Source organism: Streptomyces sp. NPDC059452 (assembly GCF_042750035.1).
GTDB lineage: Bacteria > Actinomycetota > Actinomycetes > Streptomycetales > Streptomycetaceae > Streptomyces.
On the sequence record NZ_JBHYVE010000004.1, the window covers coordinates 367,280 to 386,434 of the forward strand.

Annotated in this window: 21 protein-coding genes; 13 read left to right on the forward strand and 8 right to left on the reverse strand. The window is 72.3% G+C overall.

The window, feature by feature from the left end; all coding sequences use genetic code 11:
- The first annotated feature begins 3 nt into the window (after positions 1-3).
- Positions 4-132: a hypothetical protein gene (locus ACFW9Z_RS09300; protein ID WP_384636727.1), complete on the forward strand. Its 129-nt coding sequence runs from the start codon at positions 4-6 to the stop codon at positions 130-132.
- A 56-nt stretch (positions 133-188) separates the two neighbouring features.
- Here the strand turns inward: ACFW9Z_RS09300 and ACFW9Z_RS09305 are convergent, their stop codons facing one another.
- Complete coding sequence (locus tag ACFW9Z_RS09305) at positions 189-572, reverse strand: cold-shock protein (RefSeq protein ID WP_006126557.1); 384 nt, start codon at positions 570-572, stop codon at positions 189-191.
- Between the two features lie 194 nt (positions 573-766).
- Between ACFW9Z_RS09305 and ACFW9Z_RS09310 the strand changes: the two genes are divergently transcribed.
- Positions 767-1,006 (forward strand): hypothetical protein, encoded by a 240-nt coding sequence (locus ACFW9Z_RS09310; RefSeq protein WP_384636730.1) that lies wholly within the window; start codon positions 767-769, stop codon positions 1,004-1,006.
- Between the two features lie 70 nt (positions 1,007-1,076).
- A complete protein-coding gene (locus ACFW9Z_RS09315) occupies positions 1,077-1,424 on the forward strand; it encodes a hypothetical protein (RefSeq protein ID WP_384636733.1) in 348 nt (115 codons plus the stop codon).
- A gap of 68 nt (positions 1,425-1,492) precedes the next feature.
- Here the strand turns inward: ACFW9Z_RS09315 and ACFW9Z_RS09320 are convergent, their stop codons facing one another.
- Entirely contained in the window at positions 1,493-2,179 is a 687-nt protein-coding gene (locus ACFW9Z_RS09320; RefSeq protein WP_384636736.1) for an HAD family hydrolase, read from the reverse strand.
- A 201-nt stretch (positions 2,180-2,380) separates the two neighbouring features.
- Here ACFW9Z_RS09320 and ACFW9Z_RS09325 point away from each other — a divergent pair, with 201 nt between their 5' ends.
- Genes ACFW9Z_RS09325 through ACFW9Z_RS09340 form a run of 4 tightly spaced genes read left to right on the forward strand, consistent with a single transcriptional unit; the run spans position 2,381 to position 6,392 of the window.
- Entirely contained in the window at positions 2,381-3,439 is a 1,059-nt protein-coding gene (locus ACFW9Z_RS09325) for a FecCD family ABC transporter permease (RefSeq protein ID WP_384636739.1), read from the forward strand.
- Positions 3,436-4,515, forward strand: coding sequence for a FecCD family ABC transporter permease (locus tag ACFW9Z_RS09330; RefSeq protein WP_384636742.1), 1,080 nt, complete (start codon positions 3,436-3,438; stop codon positions 4,513-4,515). Before ACFW9Z_RS09325 ends, ACFW9Z_RS09330 begins: the two co-directional genes overlap by 4 nt.
- Positions 4,512-5,396 carry an ABC transporter ATP-binding protein gene (locus ACFW9Z_RS09335; RefSeq protein WP_384636744.1) on the forward strand — a complete coding sequence of 295 codons (885 nt, stop codon included), beginning with the start codon at positions 4,512-4,514 and terminating at the stop codon, positions 5,394-5,396. Before ACFW9Z_RS09330 ends, ACFW9Z_RS09335 begins: the two co-directional genes overlap by 4 nt.
- 3 nt (positions 5,397-5,399) lie before the next feature.
- Entirely contained in the window at positions 5,400-6,392 is a 993-nt protein-coding gene (locus ACFW9Z_RS09340; RefSeq protein ID WP_384636747.1) for an ABC transporter substrate-binding protein, read from the forward strand.
- A 13-nt stretch (positions 6,393-6,405) separates the two neighbouring features.
- Here the strand turns inward: ACFW9Z_RS09340 and ACFW9Z_RS09345 are convergent, their stop codons facing one another.
- A complete protein-coding gene (locus ACFW9Z_RS09345; protein WP_384636750.1) occupies positions 6,406-7,602 on the reverse strand; it encodes a hypothetical protein in 1,197 nt (398 codons plus the stop codon).
- A 54-nt stretch (positions 7,603-7,656) separates the two neighbouring features.
- On the opposite strand from ACFW9Z_RS09345, the gene ACFW9Z_RS09350 reads away from it, so the two are divergent.
- Entirely contained in the window at positions 7,657-10,119 is a 2,463-nt protein-coding gene (locus tag ACFW9Z_RS09350; protein WP_384636753.1) for a helicase C-terminal domain-containing protein, read from the forward strand.
- Positions 10,120-10,163: 44 nt separating this feature from the next.
- Here the strand turns inward: ACFW9Z_RS09350 and ACFW9Z_RS09355 are convergent, their stop codons facing one another.
- Positions 10,164-10,499: an RloB domain-containing protein gene (locus tag ACFW9Z_RS09355; RefSeq protein WP_384636755.1), complete on the reverse strand. Its 336-nt coding sequence runs from the start codon at positions 10,497-10,499 to the stop codon at positions 10,164-10,166.
- Positions 10,444-11,826 carry an ATP/GTP-binding protein gene (locus tag ACFW9Z_RS09360; RefSeq protein WP_384636758.1) on the reverse strand — a complete coding sequence of 461 codons (1,383 nt, stop codon included), beginning with the start codon at positions 11,824-11,826 and terminating at the stop codon, positions 10,444-10,446. Before ACFW9Z_RS09360 ends, ACFW9Z_RS09355 begins: the two co-directional genes overlap by 56 nt.
- A gap of 141 nt (positions 11,827-11,967) precedes the next feature.
- On the opposite strand from ACFW9Z_RS09360, the gene ACFW9Z_RS09365 reads away from it, so the two are divergent.
- Positions 11,968-12,741 carry a YqjF family protein gene (locus tag ACFW9Z_RS09365; protein ID WP_384636761.1) on the forward strand — a complete coding sequence of 258 codons (774 nt, stop codon included), beginning with the start codon at positions 11,968-11,970 and terminating at the stop codon, positions 12,739-12,741.
- A gap of 114 nt (positions 12,742-12,855) precedes the next feature.
- Here the strand turns inward: ACFW9Z_RS09365 and ACFW9Z_RS09370 are convergent, their stop codons facing one another.
- Together ACFW9Z_RS09370 and ACFW9Z_RS09375 are read right to left on the reverse strand one after the other, a co-directional pair.
- Positions 12,856-13,392, reverse strand: a complete 537-nt coding sequence (locus tag ACFW9Z_RS09370; protein WP_384636764.1) for a hypothetical protein — start codon at positions 13,390-13,392, stop codon at positions 12,856-12,858.
- A 346-nt stretch (positions 13,393-13,738) separates the two neighbouring features.
- Positions 13,739-14,206 carry an SRPBCC family protein gene (locus ACFW9Z_RS09375; RefSeq protein WP_384636767.1) on the reverse strand — a complete coding sequence of 156 codons (468 nt, stop codon included), beginning with the start codon at positions 14,204-14,206 and terminating at the stop codon, positions 13,739-13,741.
- A 69-nt stretch (positions 14,207-14,275) separates the two neighbouring features.
- Between ACFW9Z_RS09375 and ACFW9Z_RS09380 the strand changes: the two genes are divergently transcribed.
- The 4 genes from ACFW9Z_RS09380 to ACFW9Z_RS09395 all read left to right on the forward strand — a co-directional run bounded on the left by ACFW9Z_RS09380 (position 14,276) and on the right by ACFW9Z_RS09395 (position 18,667).
- A complete protein-coding gene (locus ACFW9Z_RS09380) occupies positions 14,276-14,806 on the forward strand; it encodes a MarR family winged helix-turn-helix transcriptional regulator (protein ID WP_384636770.1) in 531 nt (176 codons plus the stop codon).
- 172 nt (positions 14,807-14,978) lie between these two features.
- Positions 14,979-16,622, forward strand: a complete 1,644-nt coding sequence (locus ACFW9Z_RS09385) for a DNA repair helicase XPB (RefSeq protein WP_384636773.1) — start codon at positions 14,979-14,981, stop codon at positions 16,620-16,622.
- 23 nt (positions 16,623-16,645) lie between these two features.
- Positions 16,646-17,578, forward strand: a complete 933-nt coding sequence (locus ACFW9Z_RS09390; protein ID WP_384636776.1) for a helix-turn-helix domain-containing protein — start codon at positions 16,646-16,648, stop codon at positions 17,576-17,578.
- Positions 17,579-17,746: 168 nt separating this feature from the next.
- On the forward strand, positions 17,747-18,667 hold the full coding sequence (locus ACFW9Z_RS09395; protein WP_384636779.1) for an ABC transporter ATP-binding protein: 921 nt from the start codon (positions 17,747-17,749) through the stop codon (positions 18,665-18,667).
- Here the strand turns inward: ACFW9Z_RS09395 and ACFW9Z_RS09400 are convergent.
- The coding region (locus ACFW9Z_RS09400; RefSeq protein WP_384636782.1) for a transposase at positions 18,641-19,155 on the reverse strand (515 nt) is incomplete at its 5' end. The two genes, ACFW9Z_RS09395 and ACFW9Z_RS09400, sit on opposite strands and share 27 nt — an antisense overlap.

A 19,155-nucleotide genomic window follows, 5' to 3' on the forward strand; every position in this document is an offset into this window, starting at 1 on the left:
CCGGTGCACACCACCGCGACCCCGTTCACCACGCTCTTCGCGGGTGTCGACCGGGCCCCGCTGACGCGTGGGGACGCGGTGCGGGCCGCCCCCGGGAGGGCGGCCCGGCTCTTCGCGGAGAGCCGTTCCTGAGGGCTGCTCGGGGAGAACCGTTCCTGACGACTGCTCCCGGGGGGCCCTCCCGACGGCTACACGTCCAGCTGGTCCGCCACCGCTCGCAGCAGGCCCGCGATCTTCGCGCCGGCGGCCTTGTCCGGGTAGCGGCCGCGTTCCAGCTGGGGCGTGATGTTCTCCAGGACCGTCGTCAGGTCCTGCACGATCGACGCCAGCTCGTCCGGCTTGCGGCGCTGGGCGGCCGCGACGGACGGGGTGGGGTCGAGGACCACCACGGACAGGGCCTGGTCGCCGCGCTGGCCCGCGACCACGCCGAACTCCACACGCTGGCCGGGCTTGAGTGCGTCGACCCCGGCAGGGAGTACCGAGGAGTGCACGAAGACGTCGCCGCCGTCGTCGCGGGAGAGAAAGCCGAAGCCCTTCTCGCTGTTGAACCACTTCACCTTGCCGGTGGGCACGTCTGTCCCCGTCCTCGTACTCGTCAATGTGCGGAAGAGCCGTGCCCGACACCGAACACTCGATACCGAACAACGGCTCCGGATAGCAGTACAGCGGGTCACCGTGACCCGCCTTGGTCCCAGGCTAATGGCCCTGCGGCCGGTGACAAGACGTCGCCGGAGTGTTCCTCAGGGCTGGGAACTACCCTGGTGGGGTGAGTACTACTCCTTCAGGCGCCGGGGACCGGCTGGTTCAGGTCGGCGCGATCGTCTTTTTCGTCGGCGCGCTGGCCACGCTCGTCACGGTGGCCCCGCTCTTCCTCGGCACGGAACCGTTCCCTCCGGTCGCGTACGGGGTCTGCATGTTCATGGGTGTCGGCTTCCTGATCGCCGGGGTGGGCGTCGTGCGCTCGGTCTGGCTCAGCTCGCCGAAGCGGGCCGCGAGCCGCACCTGAGGATCCCGAGGGGTCCGAGGATCTTCCGTCCGGATCACGCCGGTCCCCGGAGGTGGCTAGGCTCTGCCGTGTGAAGCACGCAGGGCATGCCCTTCCGGTCCACACCGACGCCGACCTTGCCTCCGCCGACGGTCGGGGTGCGGTCTGCGCCGCGCCCGGCAGGGTCGCGGAGCGCGTCGACGACCTCCTCGTACAGATCGCGCACGGCAGCCGGGACGCGCTCGGCGAGCTCTACGATCTGCTCGCCCCGCTCCTGCTGGAGCTGCTGCGCTCCCGGCTGCCCGAAGGCGCCGACGCCCGTTCCGCCCTCGTCGACGGCTTCAGCCGCGTGTGGCGGCAGGCACCCTCGTACGATCCCGGGCCGCACGGCCTGGACTGGGTGATCGACCGGGTGGGCCAGGGGACCGAGGAGGCGTAACCAGCCCCCCCGGAGCCCTCAGGCCCCCGCGGACCCGGAGCACTCAGGCCGCCGCGGACCCGGAGCACTCAGGCCGCCGCGCGGGCCGCCTCGTACGCCCGCAGCCAGGCCGGGAACTCCGTCAGGTCCGTCAGCACCACATCCGCGCCCGCCGCCCGCAGCTCCTCCGCGTCGCACGGGCCCGTCGTCACGGCGACCGACAGCGCTCCGGCCGCGCGGGCCCCTCGGACGTCCCCCACGTGGTCGCCCACGTAGACCTGCGCCTCGTGCTCCCGCAGCGCCTCGCCCTTGGCCTCCGCCCAGAGCCGGCCGATCACCGCGTCCGGCTCGATGCCGAGGTGGGCCAGGTGGAGCTTCGCGTTCGGCTCGTACTTCGCCGTGACGACGATCGCCCGCCCGCCGAGCGCCCGCACCTCGGCCACCGAATCCCGCGCCCCGGCGAGGGCCGTGGCCGGGGCTATCGCGTGGTCCGGGTACAGCTCCCGGTAGCGGTCGCCCGCGGCGGCCACCTCACCGGCCGGGAACCAGTGCGCGAGCTCCTCCTCCAGCGGCGGACCGATCCGGCTCACCACCAGGGCGTCGTCGATGTGCACCCCGGTCTCGGCGGACAGGGCCCGGTAGGTGGCGGCGATACCGGCCCGGGAGTCGATGAGCGTCATGTCGAGGTCGAAGCCGACCGTGAGGGGGGCGGGGTGGGGGCGCTGCGTCGTGGAAGCCGTGGAAGCCGTGGAAGTCGTGGGAACCGTGGAAGCCATGAGGGCCATTGTGCCGACGGCGTCGGCGGACCGGCCCACCGCCGTCTCCCGCGAAATCCCGCCGCCTAGACTGAGCCCGCACTTAGCCAAGCCTTAGTAATCCTCTCGAAGGTCCTTCCCGAAGTTCTTCCCGAAGTCCTTCCTGAGGTCCTTCCCGCAGTCCCAGCGCAGTCCCACCGCAGTCCCTCCCGATTGGTTCAGATGTCAGCGTCAGCGCCCGCGCCACCACCGGCACCGGCCGTCGCGCCCCCCGCACCCCGTGCACCCCGCCTCTCCCGGCGCGCGACCGCCACGGCCGCCGCCGTCGTCGCGCTGCTGCTGGCCGTCCTGCTGAGCCTCGCCGTGGGGGCGCGCTCCATCCCGCCGGGCGAGGTGGTCGACGCCCTGCTGCACGGCGGGAGCTCCGACGCCGCCGAGGTCATCCGCACCATGCGGGTGCCGCGCACGCTCATCGGGCTGATGGTCGGCGCGGCGCTGGCCCTCGCGGGCACGGTGCTCCAGGGGATCACCCGTAACCCCATCGCCGACCCCGGCATCCTCGGCATCAGCCAGGGGGCGTCCGTGGCGGTGGTGATGGCCATCGCGTTCGCGGGGGTGCACACGCTGACCGGGTACGTCTGGTTCGCCTTCGCGGGGGCCGCCGTCGCCTCGGTCGCGGTGTACGCCATCGCCTCCAGCGGGCGCGGCGGGGCGACGCCCGTGAAGCTCGCGCTCGGCGGTGCGGCGATCAACGCGCTGCTGGTGTCGGTGACGATGGGGGTCCTCACGACGAAGGCGTCCGCGCTGGACGAGTTCCGGTTCTGGCAGGTCGGCTCGATCGCGGGGCGGGAGGCGGAGGTCGTCCAGCAGGTGTGGCCGTTCCTGCTGCTGGGGGCGGTGCTCGTGCTCTCCGTCGCCCGTGGGCTGGACGCCCTCGCGCTCGGTGAGGACGTGGCGAAGGGGCTCGGGCAGAACGTCGCGGCGGTCCGGATCGTCGGCGGGATCGGCGCGACCGTGCTGACCGGGGTCGGGGTGGCCGCCGCCGGGCCGATCGCGTTCATCGGGCTCGCCGTCCCGCACATCGCCCGCGCGGTCGTCGGCAACGACCACCGCTGGGTGCTGCCCATGGCCGCGCTGATCGGGCCGGTGATGCTGCTCGTCCCGGACGTCATCGGCCGGATCGTGTTCCCGCCGAGCGAGGTCCCGGCGGGTGTGATGACGGCGCTGATCGGGGTGCCGTTCCTGGTCACCCTCGTACGCCGGAAGGCGGTGCCGGCATGAGCGACGCGCCTCTGACGACCGTACGGGTCCGGCCCGCCGGGTACTCCGTCGTGAAGGCCGGGCCCCGTGGCCGGTTCCTGCTGCACCGCCGCGCCTCCCTCGTCGCGGCCTCCCTCCTCGTCCTCCTGGCCGCCGTCTGCGTCGCCTACCTCTGTGTCGGCGAGTCCTTCGTCGCGCCCGGCGAGGTGGTGAAGGTGCTCCTCGGGCAGCCGTCCTCCGCCGAGCTGGTCGTGGGCACGCTCCGGCTGCCCCGGATGACGGTCGGGCTGCTGGTGGGCGCGGCCTTCGGGATCGCCGGGGCGCTGATCCAGACCGTGGCCCGCAACCCGCTGGCCAGCCCGGACATCATCGGCATCAGCCAAGGCGCGAGCGCGCTCACGGTCGGTGCGATGACCTTCGGCATCACCTCGTACGCCGTCCTCCCCTACCTCTCCGTCGTCGGCGGCATCGCGGCCGCCGCGCTCGTCTACGTCTTCGCCTGGCGCGGCGGACTGCACGCCACCCGGTTCGTCCTCATCGGCATCGGCTTCGCCATCGCGCTGCGGTCGGTGACCACGCTCTTCCTGACCAAGGGCGACTACCTGGTCGCCCAGCAGGCGCAGATCTGGATGACCGGTTCGCTGAACGGGCGCGGCTGGCCGGAGGCCGCCCCGCTCGCCTGGACACTCGTCGTCCTGCTGCCCGCCATCGCCTGGGCGGCCCGCGCGCAGCGCACCGTGACGATGGACGACGACACCGCCACCGCGCTGGGCGTACGCCTGGGGCGCGTACGGCTCGGACTCGTCGCGCTCGGGGTGGTCCTGGCCTCCGTGGCGACGGGCACGGCGGGCCCGGTGGACTTCGTGGCGCTGCTCGCCCCGCAGATCGCCCGCCGGATGACCCGTACCGCTCAGATCCCGCTCCTCTCCTCGGCGCTGCTGGGCGCGGTGATCGTCGTCCTCGCCGACCTGCTCGCCCGCAGGCTGTTCTCGCCCACCGAACTGCCGGTGGGCGTCCTCACGGCGGCGGTCGGCGCCCCGTACCTGATCTGGCTGATCATCCGCGGTCACCGCGGCCGCAGTGGAGGCACCGCATGAGCCCTACGACCGACGCAGCACGCCCCACCAGCAGGCTCACCGCCCGTTCCCTGACCCTCGCGTACGAGGACCGCACCGTCGTCCACGAGCTGGACCTCGCCGTGCCCGACGGCCAGGTCACCGTCATCGTCGGCCCCAACGCCTGCGGCAAGTCCACCACCCTGCGGGCGCTCGGCCGACTGCTGAAGCCGCGCGGCGGGGCGGTCCTGCTGGACGGTACGGAGTTGGCGCGGATACCTACCCGGCGCATCGCCCAGTCCATCGGGCTGCTCCCGCAGACCCCGGTGGCCCCCGAGGCGATCACCGTCTCCGACCTGGTCGCCCGGGGCCGCCAGCCGCACCAGAGCTGGTGGCAGCAGTGGTCGGACGCGGACGAGCGGGCGGTGACCGACGCCATGTCCCGTACGGATGTGACGGCGCTGGCCGACCGGTCGGTGGACGAGCTGTCGGGCGGGCAGCGCCAGCGGGTGTGGATCGCGATGGCGCTCGCGCAGGAGACGGACCTGCTGCTGCTCGACGAGCCGACGACGTACCTGGACATCGCGCACCAGGTGGAAGTCCTGGACCTGGTACGTCAGTTGGCCTCCCCTGCCGCCGACGGCACCCGGGGCCGTACCGTCGTCACCGTGCTGCACGACCTCAACCAGGCGGCCCGGTACGCCGACCACCTGGTCGCCATGAAGGAGGGCCGGATCGTCGCCGAGGGCCGGCCGGGGGACATCGTCACCGCCGAGCTCGTCCGCGAGGTCTTCGGCCTGGCAGCGGTGATCGTCCCGGACCCGGTGACGGGCTCACCGCTCGTCGTCCCCGGCGCCCCCTGGACCCCCGCCCCAGCCTCTTCCTCTCCCGCCCCTGCCCCGACTCCCGGAAAGGCCCTCTGAACCATGACCCTCCAGCACCGCTCCCGCACCCTCGCCGCCGCGTCCCTCACCGTGGCCGCCGCCCTGACCCTGTCCGCCTGCGGCTTCTCGTCCGATTCGGGCTCCGCGTCCGGCTCCTCCGGCTCCGACGACGCCTCCGCCGGGGCGCCCCGTACGGTGAAGACGGCGATGGGCGACGTGAAGGTCCCCGCCACCCCGGAACGGGTCGTCGTCCTGGACACCGCCGAACTCGACTCGGTCCTCACCCTCGGCGTGAAGCCGGTCGGCGCGACCCACGCGGACGTGCAGTCGGGCTTCCTGAACTACCTGCCCAAGGACCAGGTCGCGGGCATCACGGACGTCGGCCAGATGATGACCCCGAACCTGGAGGCCATCGCCGGTCTGAAGCCCGACCTCATCCTCACCAGCAAGGTCCGGCACGGCGACAAGTACGCCGAGCTCTCCAAGATCGCGCCGACCGTGATGACGGAGAACACCGGCTACCCCTGGAAGGAGAACTTCCAGGTCCACGCGGAGGCCCTCAACAAGACGGCCGAGGCGAAGATGGTCACCGACGACTACGCGAAGCACGTGGCCGGGGTGACGAAGGCGCTCGGCGGCAAGGAGAAGGCGGCCGCGACCGAGGTCAACATGGTCCGGTTCGTCGAGGGCGCCGACATCCGCATCTACGGCAAGAAGAACTACATCGCCACGATCCTCGCCGATGTGGGCCTGGGCCGCCCGGCCATCACGGACAAGGCGAAGGACGGGTTCTCGTACGACGTCAGCCCGGAGAAGATCGACCTCGCCGACGCGGACGCGGTCTTCCACTCGACGTACGGCGACCCGAAGAAGTCCAAGGAGACCCAGACCACCGGCAGCGGCCTGTGGAAGAACATGGACGCGGTGAAGAACGGCAAGGTCTTCGCGGTCGACGACCAGTTGTGGATCCAGGGCATCGGCTACACGGCGGCCGACAAGATCCTCGGAGAGCTCAAGACCAACCTGACGAAGTAGCTCCCGGGGTCCTTCAGGCCCGCCTCCGCGCCCGCCACACCAGGTAGAGCGCGGAGGCGACGGCGGCGATACGGACGACCACGGGCCAGGCGCCGGTCAGCACCTCGCCCAGCGCCCCCTCCTCGATGGGCTCGCCCCAGCGCCCGTCCAGCCGCCCCCACACCCAGACGAGCGCCCCGGCGACGACCACGCCCGGCAGCCCCAGGGCCGCCCACTTCGCCTCCGTACGGGAGAGGGTCCGCGAGCCGTACGCGATGAGCCAGCCGCCCGCCAGCGGGATCCAGGACCCGGTGACCACCCCGGCGATCAGCAGCAGGGCGGCCAGGAGCAGCAGGGGGTGGGCGAAGCCGCCGCGCGGGGCGGGTTCCGCTGCGGGTTCTGCTGCGGGGGTGGGGGCGGGCTTGCGGCGGGGCCTGGGGATGCGGAGGGCGCGGCGGCGGGTCTTCTCCTCGGAGCCGGGCCCGTCGCCTCCCTCCTCTTCCGCTTCTTCTGCTTCTTCTGCTTCCTCTTCTCCCTCTGTTTCCTTGTCCGCGGCGTCGGGCTTCGGTGGCCGCCTGCCGAGGAGTTCCGGGGCCTCGATGCCGCCGAAGAACCCGGGGATGGCGGTCCCGGCGTCGAAGGGCCCGGGCTCCAGCCGCCACCAGTCGTCCTCGCCGGTGCTCTGCTGATCGGGGCCGAGGACGTGGGGGGCGGAGGGGTGGGGCCAGGGGGAGGCGGGAGCGGCCGTGTCGTCGGGGTGGCCGTCGTCTGTACGGGAGCGGTCGCCCTCTGTACGGGAACGGTCGGGGTCCGTACGGGAGCTGTCGCCGTTTGTACGAGTGGAGTCAGCGCCCGTACGGGAGCCGGGGGCGGGGGCAGGACCAGGGACGGGATCCGCTTCCTTCGGGCCCTTGCGGAGGAACCCGCTCCGGGGCCGGGGAACGGCCGCACCCCCACCCGTACGCGCCGGGGGCAACGGCACCGTCCCGTCCCCCGACTCCGCCGCCGCGCCCACCAGTTCGTCCGGGGTGCCGAGCCTGCCGATGATGCGCCGCACCGCCGCCGGGGAGTCCGCGCCCTCCGTGGCGCGCTGCCGGTCGATCTCGCCCCGGAGCGTCGAGACGAGCCTCATCCGGGCGCCCGAGGACAGCTGTTGCTGCTGGGCCAGGTCGCCGACCCGGCTCAGGTAGTCGTAGACGAGCTGGTCGCTCTCGATCCCCACGCGGTGCATCCCCTCTTGCGGCCCTGCCCCGACGGTAGCGTTTCAGCGGCTAACGTGGGACGGATGGGGACGACCACACCACCGCGCACGCTCGCCGAAGCCCTGCGCGCCCGGGGCGACGAATCGCTGGCCGGGCTGCTGCGTGCCCGCCCCGACCTCCTCAACCCGGTGCCGAACGACATCACGCAGCTCGCCACCCGGGCCGGAACGCGGGCCTCCGTGGTGCGCGCGCTGGAGCATCTGGACCGGTTCGCGCTCCAGACCGCCGAGGCGCTGGCGGTGGCGCCGGACCCGGCTCCGTACGACACCCTGCTCTCGCTCCTGACCGGCGACGGGCTCGACGACGGCGAGCAGCGCGACGACGTGGGGGCGGCGGTCACGGCCGCGCTGCCGGGCGCGCTGGCGACGCTGCGCGAACAGGCCCTGGTCTGGGGCGAGGACGAACGGCTGCGGCTGGTGCGGACGGCCCGCGAGCTGCTGGCCCCGTCCCCGCAGCACCCCTCCCCCACGGGCCTGGGTCCCACGGTCGCGGAGGCGACGGCGGGGATGTCGCCGGGCCGCCTCCAGGAGATCCTGACGGCGACGGGCCTGCCCGCCACACATGACCCGGTCTCGGCGGTGGCGGCGCTGTCCGCCCTCTTCACGGACCGGACGCGGATGGCGGAGCTGCTGGACACGGCCCCGGTGGAGGCGCTGTCGGTGCTGGACCGGCTGGTGTGGGGCCCGCCGTACGGGGAGGTCACGCCCAACCCCACTCCCCCCGTGAAGTGGCTACGGGACCGAGGGCTGCTCCTGCCGGTCTCGACGCGCACGGTGGTGCTGCCGCGCGAGGCGGCCCTCCATCTGCGCGCCGGGCGCGCGCACCGCGTACCGGAACCGGTCCCCCCGGTCGTCGCGGCGACGGCCGAACGCGATCCACAGGCTGTGGACAGAGCGGCGGCCGGTCAGGCGTTCACCGCACTCTCGACCGTCGAGGAGCTGCTGAAGCTCTGGAACGGCGGCGGCCCGGCGATCCTGCGCGCGGGCGGCCTGAGCGTACGGGAGCTGAAACGGGTGGCGAACGCACTGGAGGCGACGGAGCCGATCGCCGCGTTCTGGGTCGAACTGGCTTACGCGGCCGGGCTGTTGGCCTCCGACGGGGAGACGGACGAGCGGTACGCGCCGACCCCCGCGTACGACGAATGGCTCGACCTCTCCGCCCAGGACCGCTGGACCCACCTGGCCACGGCCTGGCTCCCGGCCACCCGGGTCCCGGGCCTGGTCGGCGGCCAGGACGCGAAGGGCCGGGCCCTCTCCGCGCTCGGCCCGGAGCTGGACCGCTCGGCCGCGCCCGACGTACGCCACCGGGTCCTGGCCCTCTTCACCGAACTGCCGCCCGGCACGGCCCCGGACCCGGAGACGCTGCTGCGACGGCTGCGCTGGGAACGCCCGTTGCGGGGTTCGACGCCCTCCGCGGAGGTGACGGACCTCCGCTCCCGCCTGGCGCTCTGGACGCTGAACGAGTCGGAGCTGCTGGGCATCACGGGCCGGGGCGCGCTTTCCTCGCAGGCCCGGGCGCTCCTGGACGAGGGCGAGGAGGCGGCGGCCCGCCTCCTGGCCCCTCTCCTCCCCGAACCCCTGGACCACGTCCTGCTCCAGGCGGACCTGACGGCGGTGGCGCCGGGCCCCCTGGAACGCCCGCTGGCGGAGACCTTGTCGGTCCTCGCGGACGTGGAGTCGAAGGGCGGGGCGACGGTCTACCGCTTCACGCCGGGCTCCGTGCGCCGCGCCCTGGACGCCGGGCAGGCGGCGGCCGACCTGCACGCGTTCCTGGCCGCGCACAGCCGTACGCCGGTGCCGCAGCCGCTGAGCTACCTGATCGACGACGTGGCCCGCCGCCACGGGCACCTCCGGATCGGGGCGGCCTCCGCGTACGTACGCTGCGACGACGAGGCGGTCCTCAACGAGATCCTGGCCGACCGCCGCTCGACGGGCCTGCGCCTGCGCCGCCTGGCCCCCACGGTCCTGGCCTCCCAGGCAGACCCCGGCTCGCTCCTCGAAGCCCTGCGCGAGATGGGCTACGCGCCCGCCGCCGAATCCGCCGAGGGCGACGTCCTGATCACCCGCACCGGCGCCCGCCGCACCCCGCCCCGTACCCCTCCCGTCCCCGTCCCCGAAGGCCCCCCGACCCCCGACGACACCCTCCTGGGCGCGGCGGTACGGGCCATCCGCGCGGGCGACACGGCCGCCACGGTGGCCCGCAAGGAGCCGCCGCAGGGCACTACGGGGGCACGCACCTCCGACACCCTCCCCCGCACCACCTCCGCGGAGACCCTGGCCACGGTCCAGGCGGCCGCGATGACGGGCTCCGCGGTCTGGATCGGCTACGTCAACGCGGAGGGCGCGGCCAGCCAACGCGTGATCGCCCCGGTCCGCGTGGAGGGCGGCTTCGTCACGGCATACGACCACACAGCGGACGAGGTCCGCACCTACCCGCTGCACCGGATCACGGGGGTGGCTGAGCTGGCGGAGGACGGGAAGGGGTAGGGCGAGTCCCAGACATGTACCGGGGGACGGCTGCGGCATCGCCCTCATGGATGCCGGGCCGCCTTCAACAGCCCCACCAGCCGGTCGACGTCCGTCCAGGGATTGTGCCGATGCCCTTTCGTCGCCTGCTGCCTCAGTGCCTCCGCGCGGTCCTGCGGGGAGTTCGGGGCACGCTCCTTGTGCTCGATCGCGGCGCGGACCAGCGACTGAGGCTCTCCGTGCTCACCGCCCAGGCAGATGGAGACGGGCAGAGTCCGCAGGTCCGCGCGCACCCCCTTGAAGTACTGGTCCTCGGTGCGCTCCCCCTCGCAGTAGATGAGAAACCTACGCTGCTCCGGGCGTACGCCCTTCGTCCGCTTCAGCGGCTTTCCCCGCTTCACGCCCACCCCCATGCTGGAACGCCACGGCCACTTCCCGCAGCAGGTCGTCATCCAAATGCGGCACCGCCCCGTAGCGCCCGCCCAGATAGCGTCTCTCCAGGTTGTCGGCCGAGTGGCGCACCGAGAACTCGGTCAGCGGGAAGAGCCTCGTGGCCAGGGTCCGCGGGTCCTTCTCGGTGAACCAGACCTGGTCCCTGAAGAGTTCGGTGCGCACATTGCGCCCGAGCAACGCCGCCTCGTGCGTGCTGAAGACCAACTGCGCTCCCCTGCTGTTGGTCTCGGGCGACTGGAACATGCCGACGAGGGCATCGACCAGATAGGGGTGCAGACGGGCGTCGAGTTCGTCCACACAGAGCACCCCGCCATCGGCCAGCGTCGTGATCACGGGGCCGATGAGGCCGATCCACGTACGCGTGCCACTCGACTCGTACGCGAGGTCCAGCGGGAACACTCCCTCCGCCGTCCGGTGCTCCACCCTCACCCGCTGTTTGCCGTCCTCCTGGACGCGCACCTTGTCCCCCAGCGCATCGCGGAGTGCCCGCGTGATCCGTTGGCGGTCCGCTCGGATGTTCTCGTCCCAGTCCTGGATCTCCAGCCCGGATACGCCGAGGTCGGCGAAGCGGAGGAGGTCCAGCACCGGCTGGTCCTCCCGGCCGTCCCCTCCTTCAAGTTCTTCCAGCCCTTCGAGGCAGAGCCGGACCGTGTGATCGAGACGCTGGGCGAAGTCGTGGTCGGTGGCCATCCTCAGCCCGGACCGGAACCACCGGAAGACCTCACTGAGCTGGTCGTGCCCCTGCGCCGCCGCCACCGACAGATACAGACTGTTCGGCCTGAGCAGTTCGGCGATCAGCTTCCGACGGCCGGTGAGCCAGCGCCCGAAGGTGACCACGTCATCCGCACCACGCTCGTACAGCCGACGCTGCCGACCTTCGGGGTAGTAGTACAGCCACTCCTCGGTGACCCGTTCGTCGTCGACCGAGAAACCGAACTGGTGGTGCACCCCGCCGACGACGAAATCGACCGCGAAGGAACTGGGCCGCTCCGCGGTGCCGTGTCCGAGCACGAAAGGGCGACGCGGGACTCCGCCGCTGGGGTCCCAATGGCGGAACGAGCTGAGAACCGCCGACCGCATCCACCCGATGGAATCGATGACGTTCGACTTCCCGGAGGCGTTGGTGCCGTAGATGGCGACGACGGGAACCGCGGACTCGTCCCCGCTCGGAGCGGCGCGTTCGGCCCGCCCCGGGTGACGGTCGGTGGCGACGAGGGACAGTTCCTGCTCCTCCAGCAGCGAGGCATGGTTCGTGACCTGGAACCGCAGCAGCATGGCCAGCCTCTCCCTGCATCGAATGATGTCGTTCCATGGCTCATATCATCATGGTCCGACGATAATGCCCGTGAAAAGACATTGCATAGGGATGCCACTCGTCCGTGTGAGCCATGAGCGTGAGTCTGCGATGCTGCGGGCATGTCCTTCGCCGCCCGCGCCCCGGAGCCGGTACCGCCCGAGCCCGTCTCGCCCGACCCGCCCGCCGCGCCCATGCGGCCCCTGCTCACGCAGTCCTGGCTGGATCTGGCGTTCCTGCACTGGGCGGTCGAACCGGCGGACGTGGCGCCGTTGTTGCCGGAGGGGACCGTGCCGGACGCGTTCGAGGGGGTGACGTACGTGGGGCTCGTGGCGTTTCGGATGCATCGGGTGGGGTGGCTCGGGCTGCCGGGGATTCCGTATCTGGGGTCCTTTCCCGAGACCAACGTGCGGCTGTACTCGGTGGACGGGCGCGGGCGGCGCGGGGTCGTCTTCCGGTCGCTCGATGCCTCGCGGCTGATCCCGGTGCTCGTGGCGCGGGCCGCGGTCCGGTTGCCGTACGTGTGGGCGCGGATGGGGGTCGAGCGGGCCGAGGACACCCTCACGTATACGAGTACGCGGCGGTGGCCCGGGCCCCGTGGGGCGCGAAGCCGGATCGTGCTGCGGGTGGGGGAGGTGATCGGGGAACCCTCTCCTCTGGAGCACTTCCTGACCGCCCGTTGGGCCCTGCACACGTCGCTCTTCGGGCAGACCGCCTATCTGCCCAACGTCCATCCTCGGTGGCCCCTGCACCGGGCCGCGCTCGTGGAGTGCGACGAGGACCTGGTGGCGGCCGGGGGGCTGCCCGCGCCGGTCGGGGAGCCGGTGAGCGTGCTGTACTCGCCCGGTGTGCCGGTGCGCTTCGGCCGCCAGGCGCGCCCTGGGCCTGAGGCCTGAGCGGGCCCGAAAGTCCTGAAAGGCCCGGAGGCCCGGAGGTCCTGAAAGGCCCCGGAGGCCCGGAGGTCCTGAGGCGCCCTCGCCTCAGGACCCGTACGGCTCGTCAGGACGGGGTCATCTCTGCGGGAGCCGCTTGTAAACCTCCGGTTGCATGGTGGGCTTCGTCCAATGGACAGTCAGCATCTCGTCCAACCGCTCTACGGTGCCGACCCGGTCCTTGCTCTCGTCCCGGACTCCGGCGTGCTTGCGCTGAAGCGTGACCTTCCAGCTGCCGGCGGCCTCGGTTTCCTGCCAGCGGCCCGTGCAGGAGATATCGGAGGCGCCGTCGCTGTAGAGCGCGTTGTCCCGGTCGGGCTGGTCGGGATGGGCGCCGCTGAACCCGAGCACGATGCCACCCTGCATACTGAGCCACCCTCCCTGCACCCCGGAGCCGTCGGGCAGGGGCGCGTACGGGTTGTCCGAGTCGGCGGACGGCGAGGCGGACGGCTTCGCGGAAGGGGTCGTCGCCCCCGGAACCCCTCCGGTGCTCCCGCCCGGCACCGTGGCGCTCGGAGTGCCCACGGCCGCCGGGGACTTGGCGTCGTCGCTCTCCTTGTCGCCCCCGCCCACGGCCAGCCAGACCCCGCCGCCGACGGCCACTACGGCCAGCACCGCGGCCGCCGCGATGAGCGCCGTCTTCTTCCTCGGCGCGTTGCCCGGCGCGGGTGGAGCCGGGGGCGGGGGCGGGGGCGGGAAGCCGCCGGGGCTGCCGTACGGGGTGGGGGGGCGTGCCGCCCCCGGGCGGATAGCCGACGGCCGGTGGCTGCTGCGGCGGCGGAGGCGGTGCGCCGAAAGGCTGTTGCGACGGAGCCCCTGCCGGTGGCTTCGGCTGGTCGTCGAACGGTTGAGACACGCGTAACCCTCCCCCTCGCCCGGCCCCCTGTCGGTGCGTCATATCTCTTTACCAGCACCGCATCGCCGCCCCCGCTCCCGCCCGTCCGGCTACGCGCTCAGCGGCTCAGCCGTTCCGCCAGGTCTGTTCCAGCAGCCGCTTCACCCGCCGGAGGTCCCCGCGCTCGGTGCGCGTGATCACCGCCGCGACCACCGGGCGCAGGAGGCGGTCGCTCCCCGTCAGGGTCACACGCTTGACGATCTCCACCCGGCAGGACGCCTCGCCCGTCGCGGTCACCGTGCGGCTGCCCTCGGCGGTCGCACCGCCCTCGGCCGCGTCGCCGACCACCCGCCAGGTGAAGGAGCGCCCCTCGCGCACGTCCGCGACCTCGACCACGCTCTCCACCGCCCGGCCCAGCACGCGCAGGGTCTCCTCCACCCTGGCCCCGTCGCACACCGGGCCCGGCGGGGTCTGGGCCATCTTCTCCAGGCCGGACCGCCACTCCAGGTCGTTGGCGTAGACGCGGAGGAAATCCCACACGAACCCGGCGGGGGCCTGCACAACGGCCGAGGAGCGCACAGCTATGGGCTTCATCAGAGCACCTTCCCGATTTGATTAACCAGTTGACCATATACCGGATAATGATTGCGATACAATCGCCGCATGGCCGCCGACAGCTCCGAGATCCGCCCCGACTTCGCCGACATCGCCGTCGCCCACTGGGAGCGCGAGCGTCCCGATCTCGACTTCACCGCGATGGGCACGCTGGCCCGCTTCGCCCGCCTCCACATCGCCGGCAGCCGTCGCGTGGACGCGGTCTTCGCCGCCCACGGTCTGGATCGCGGGGAGTTCGACGTCCTGGCCAGCCTCCGCCGCACAGGCGCGCCGCACGAGATGCCGCCCTCGCGGCTCGCGGAGATCCTCCTCATCACCCGTGCGGGGATGACCAAGCGCGTCGACCGCCTGGAGGCGCGCGGCCTCGTCACCCGGCGCGCCGACCCGGAGGACCGCCGTAGTCTGCGCATCGGCCTCACGCCCGAGGGGCGCGCGCTCGTCGACGCCGCCGTCACCGAGCACGCCGCCAACGAGAACCGCCTCCTCTCCCTGCTCACCGAGGACGAGGCGCACGCGTTCGACGCGATCCTGCGGAAGCTGCTGGCCGCCGTCGAGGAGCGCCCGCCGGAGCCGATGTGACCGGCCGGCTGTCCATGGGGCCGCAGGTAGGCCCCGCCACCCTCCGCGCACGCCACCACCCGCGAGCAGGCCCCTCCCCGCACGGCCGCTCCACCCCACCCCGCCCCGCGATGCGGCACACTGGACGTTTGGCCGCATCCGTGGCCGCACCCCGCAGAAAGGGCCGAAGCGCGTGACCGGACCCCTCATCGTCCAGAGCGACAAGACGCTGCTCCTGGAGGTCGACCACGAGCGGGCGGACGCCTGCCGCCGGGTCATCGCACCCTTCGCGGAGCTGGAGCGTGCGCCCGAGCACATCCATACGTACCGGGTCACCCCGCTCGGGCTGTGGAACGCCCGCGCCGCCGGGCACGACGCCGAGCAGGTCGTCGACGCCCTGGTGGAGTACTCCCGCTACCCCGTGCCGCACGCGCTCCTGGTCGACATCGCCGAGACGATGGCGCGGTACGGGCGGCTCACCCTCTCCAAGCACCCCGTGCACGGACTGGTCCTCACCACCACCGACCGGCCCGTGCTGGAGGAGATCCTGCGGTCGAAGAAGGTGCAGCCGCTGGTCGGCGCCCGCATCGACCCGGACACCGTGGCCGTGCACCCCTCCGAGCGCGGGCAGATCAAGCAGACCCTGCTGAAGCTGGGCTGGCCAGCCGAGGATCTTGCCGGTTACGTGGACGGCGAGGCCCACCCGATCGAGCTGGCCGAGGACGGCTGGGCCCTGCGGCCGTATCAGCGGCAGGCCGTCGAGGGGTTCTGGCACGGCGGGTCGGGCGTTGTCGTGCTGCCCTGTGGGGCCGGGAAGACGCTCGTCGGGGCCGGTGCGATGGCCGAGGCCAAGGCCACCACGCTCATCCTCGTCACCAACACCGTCTCCGCCCGGCAGTGGAAGCACGAGCTGGTGAAGCGGACGTCACTCACCGAGGACGAGATCGGCGAGTACAGCGGTACGAAGAAGGAGATCCGGCCGGTCACCATCGCCACCTACCAGGTGCTGACCACCCGGCGTAAGGGCATCTACCCGCACCTGGAGCTCTTCGACTCCCGTGACTGGGGCCTCGTCGTCTACGACGAGGTGCATCTGCTGCCCGCCCCCGTCTTCAAGTTCACCGCCGACCTCCAGGCCCGGCGGCGGCTCGGCCTGACCGCCACCCTCGTACGGGAGGACGGCCGCGAGTCGGACGTCTTCTCGCTCATCGGGCCCAAGCGGTTCGACGCCCCGTGGAAGGAGATCGAGGCGCAGGGCTACATCGCGCCCGCCGACTGCGTGGAGGTACGGGTCAACCTCACCGACTCCGAGCGGCTCGCGTACGCGACGGCCGAGGCGGAGGAGAAGTACCGGTTCTGCGCGACCACCGCCACCAAGCGGAAGGTCACCGAGGCGCTCGTACGCAAGCACCAGGGCGAGCAGACCCTCGTCATCGGGCAGTACATCGACCAGCTCGACGAGCTCGGCGAGCATCTGGACGCCCCCGTCATCAAGGGCGAGACCAGCAACGCCCAGCGCGAGAAGCTCTTCGGCGCGTTCCGGAACGGGGAGATCAGCGTCCTCGTCGTCTCCAAGGTCGCCAACTTCTCCATCGACCTGCCGGAGGCCACCGTCGCCATCCAGGTATCCGGAACGTTCGGATCGCGCCAGGAGGAGGCCCAGCGGCTGGGACGCGTCCTGCGGCCGAAGGCCGACGGGCACGAGGCGCGGTTCTACTCGGTCGTCGCCCGCGACACCATCGACCAGGACTTCGCGGCGCACCGCCAGCGGTTCCTGGCCGAGCAGGGGTACGCGTACCGCATCGTCGACGCGGACGAGCTGCTGGCTGGGAGCTAGGCAGAGCTGGATACAGTCGGCCCATGTCCCCCCGCCCCCCTGACGTCGGCGCCGGTGCCGGCGTCACCGGCGTCGGGACCTGGTCGCGGGAGCCCGGCACCGTGACGTGCCGGGCCTCGGCCGTTCCGCCGGGGGCCGACGCCCCGTTCGTGATCATCGCCGAGTCCCACGTCTCCGGCGTCCCCACCGAATGGGAGCCGCACACCCACCCCCTGCACGAGCTGGTCTGGGTGCGCGGCGGAACCCTGGTGTCCCGGGTCGCGGACCGGGTCTTCACCGTCTCCGAGGGGCAGGGGCTGTGGATGCCCGCCGGGGTCGTCCACGGGGGGCGGCTGACGGCGGGCGTCGCGTTCCACGACGCCTTCTTCGCCCCCGAGCGCACGCCGGTCGCGTTCGACGGGCCGACGGCCATCGAGATGACCCCGCTGCTGGAGTCGTTGCTCACCCATCTCGTCCGTACGGACCTCGACGCGGCGGCCCGGGCGCGGGCGGAGTCCGTCGTGTTCGACGTACTGCTGCCCTCGGAGCGTCAGCTCGCGCTCCAGCTGCCCGGTGACGCCCGGATCGATGTGATCGCCGAAACCCTGCTGGAGGACCCCTCCGACCCCCGGTCGCTGGAGGAGTGGGCGCGGACGCTCGGCACCAGCGACCGGACGATCACCCGCGCGTTCCGCCACTCCACCGGGCTGTCCTTCGCCCAGTGGCGACAGGCGCTGCGCGTCCACCGGGCGTTGACGCTGCTCTCCGAGGGGTTCGACGTGCAGACCGTCGCCCTGTTGCTGGGCTATGCGCAGACCAGCACCTTCATCGCCGCGTTCCGGCGGGTCATGGGGACGACACCGGGGGCGTTCTCCCGTACGAGTGCGGAGGGCCCGGAGAGCGGTGCCTCCGTGGCCGTCGGCCCTTCAGGCGTTCCCGGTGTCCGGAACGCCGTATCAGCTGTCTCCAACTCCTGATTGCCGACATCGCAGGCGGAATATAGCCTTCCAGGAGTTAGGTAACCCTTAGTTGTTGCCCGCCACGTGTGGTCGTCGTCGGGCTCCAGGAGCTGGTGGCCCGGTCGGCGGCGCGCCGCGCCCGAGGGTGCCGTGCGCCACCACTCCTCCGATACGACCGGACGCCCCATGTTCCCCAGCCACTCCCCGCCCTCGGCCGCCCTCAACGGGCGTGACCTGGTCCTGCGGTACGGAAAGACGCCCGTCGTGCACGGTGTCTCGCTGACCCTGGAGCCCGGCCGCGCGACCGCCCTGGTCGGCCCGAACGGCAGCGGCAAGTCCACGCTGCTGCGCTCGCTCGCCCGGCTCCACCAGGTGGACGGGGGCACGGTGACGCTCGGCGGCGGCCGTGACGGTGACGCTCCCGAGCGCGCGGTCTCCCTCCTCAGCGGCCGGGAGTTCGCCCGCGAGGTCACGCTGTTCTCCCAGTCCAGGCCCGCTCCGCAGGGGCTGACGGTGGCGGAGGTCGTAGCCTTCGGCCGCCACCCCTACCGGCGCGGCTTCTCCGGGCTCTCGGCGGAGGACCGCGAGGCCGTCGCGTACGCCATGGACGCCACCGGCGTACGGGACATGGCGGCCCGCGCCGCCGGGGAGCTCTCCGGCGGCGAGATGCAGCGCGTGTGGCTCGCGGCCTGCCTGGCCCAGAACACCGGTGTCGTGCTGCTGGACGAGCCGACGAACCACCTGGACCTGCGCTACCAGATCGAGACGCTCGACCTGGTGCGCGACCTCGTCCAGGACCACGGCATCGCCGTAGGCATCGTGCTGCACGACCTCGACCACGCCGCCCGCGTCGCGGACACCCTCGTCCTCATGCGCTCCGGCCGCGTCCACGCCGCCGGTCCGCCCGCCGACGTCCTCACCGCGAAGAACATCGGCGAGGTCTACGACATCCGCGTCGAGGCCGACGTCGACCCGCGCACGGGCCGCATCCGTATCGACCCCGTCGGACGCCATCCGGCCCCGAACACCCCGACCGCTTCCACCAGCAGTAACAGAGAAAAGGACTTCCCAATCGTGATGTCAAGCCGCAGCCGTGACGGGAGGTGAACCTTGGTAGCGCTGTCCGTCACGGATCATGGCCCACAGGACGTTGAGCCTGCGGCGGGCGAGAGCCAGCAGGGCCTGCTTGTGTCCCTTCCCCTCGCTTCTCTTCCGTTGGTAGTACGCCTTGGAGGCTGGACACGTCGAGATGCTGACCATCGCCGAGAGGTACATGCTCCGCAGCAGACCGCGGTGGTAGCGGCGGGGCCTGCGCAGGTTGCCGCTGACACGGCCGGAGTCGCGAGGCCTGGGGGCCAGGCCGGCGAAGCCGGCCAGGCGGTCGGCACTGCCGAAGGCGTCCATGTCGCCGCCGGTCGCGGCGATGAACTCGGCGCCGAGCTTGGCTCCCATGCCGGGCAGGCTGCGGATCACCTCGGCGTGCGGATGCTCACGAAACCGGGCCTCGATCAGGGCGTCGAGCTCGGCGATCTCCTCATCGAGGGCCATCACCCCCTTCGCGAGGCGGACCACCATGTCGGCGGCCAGCTTCTCGC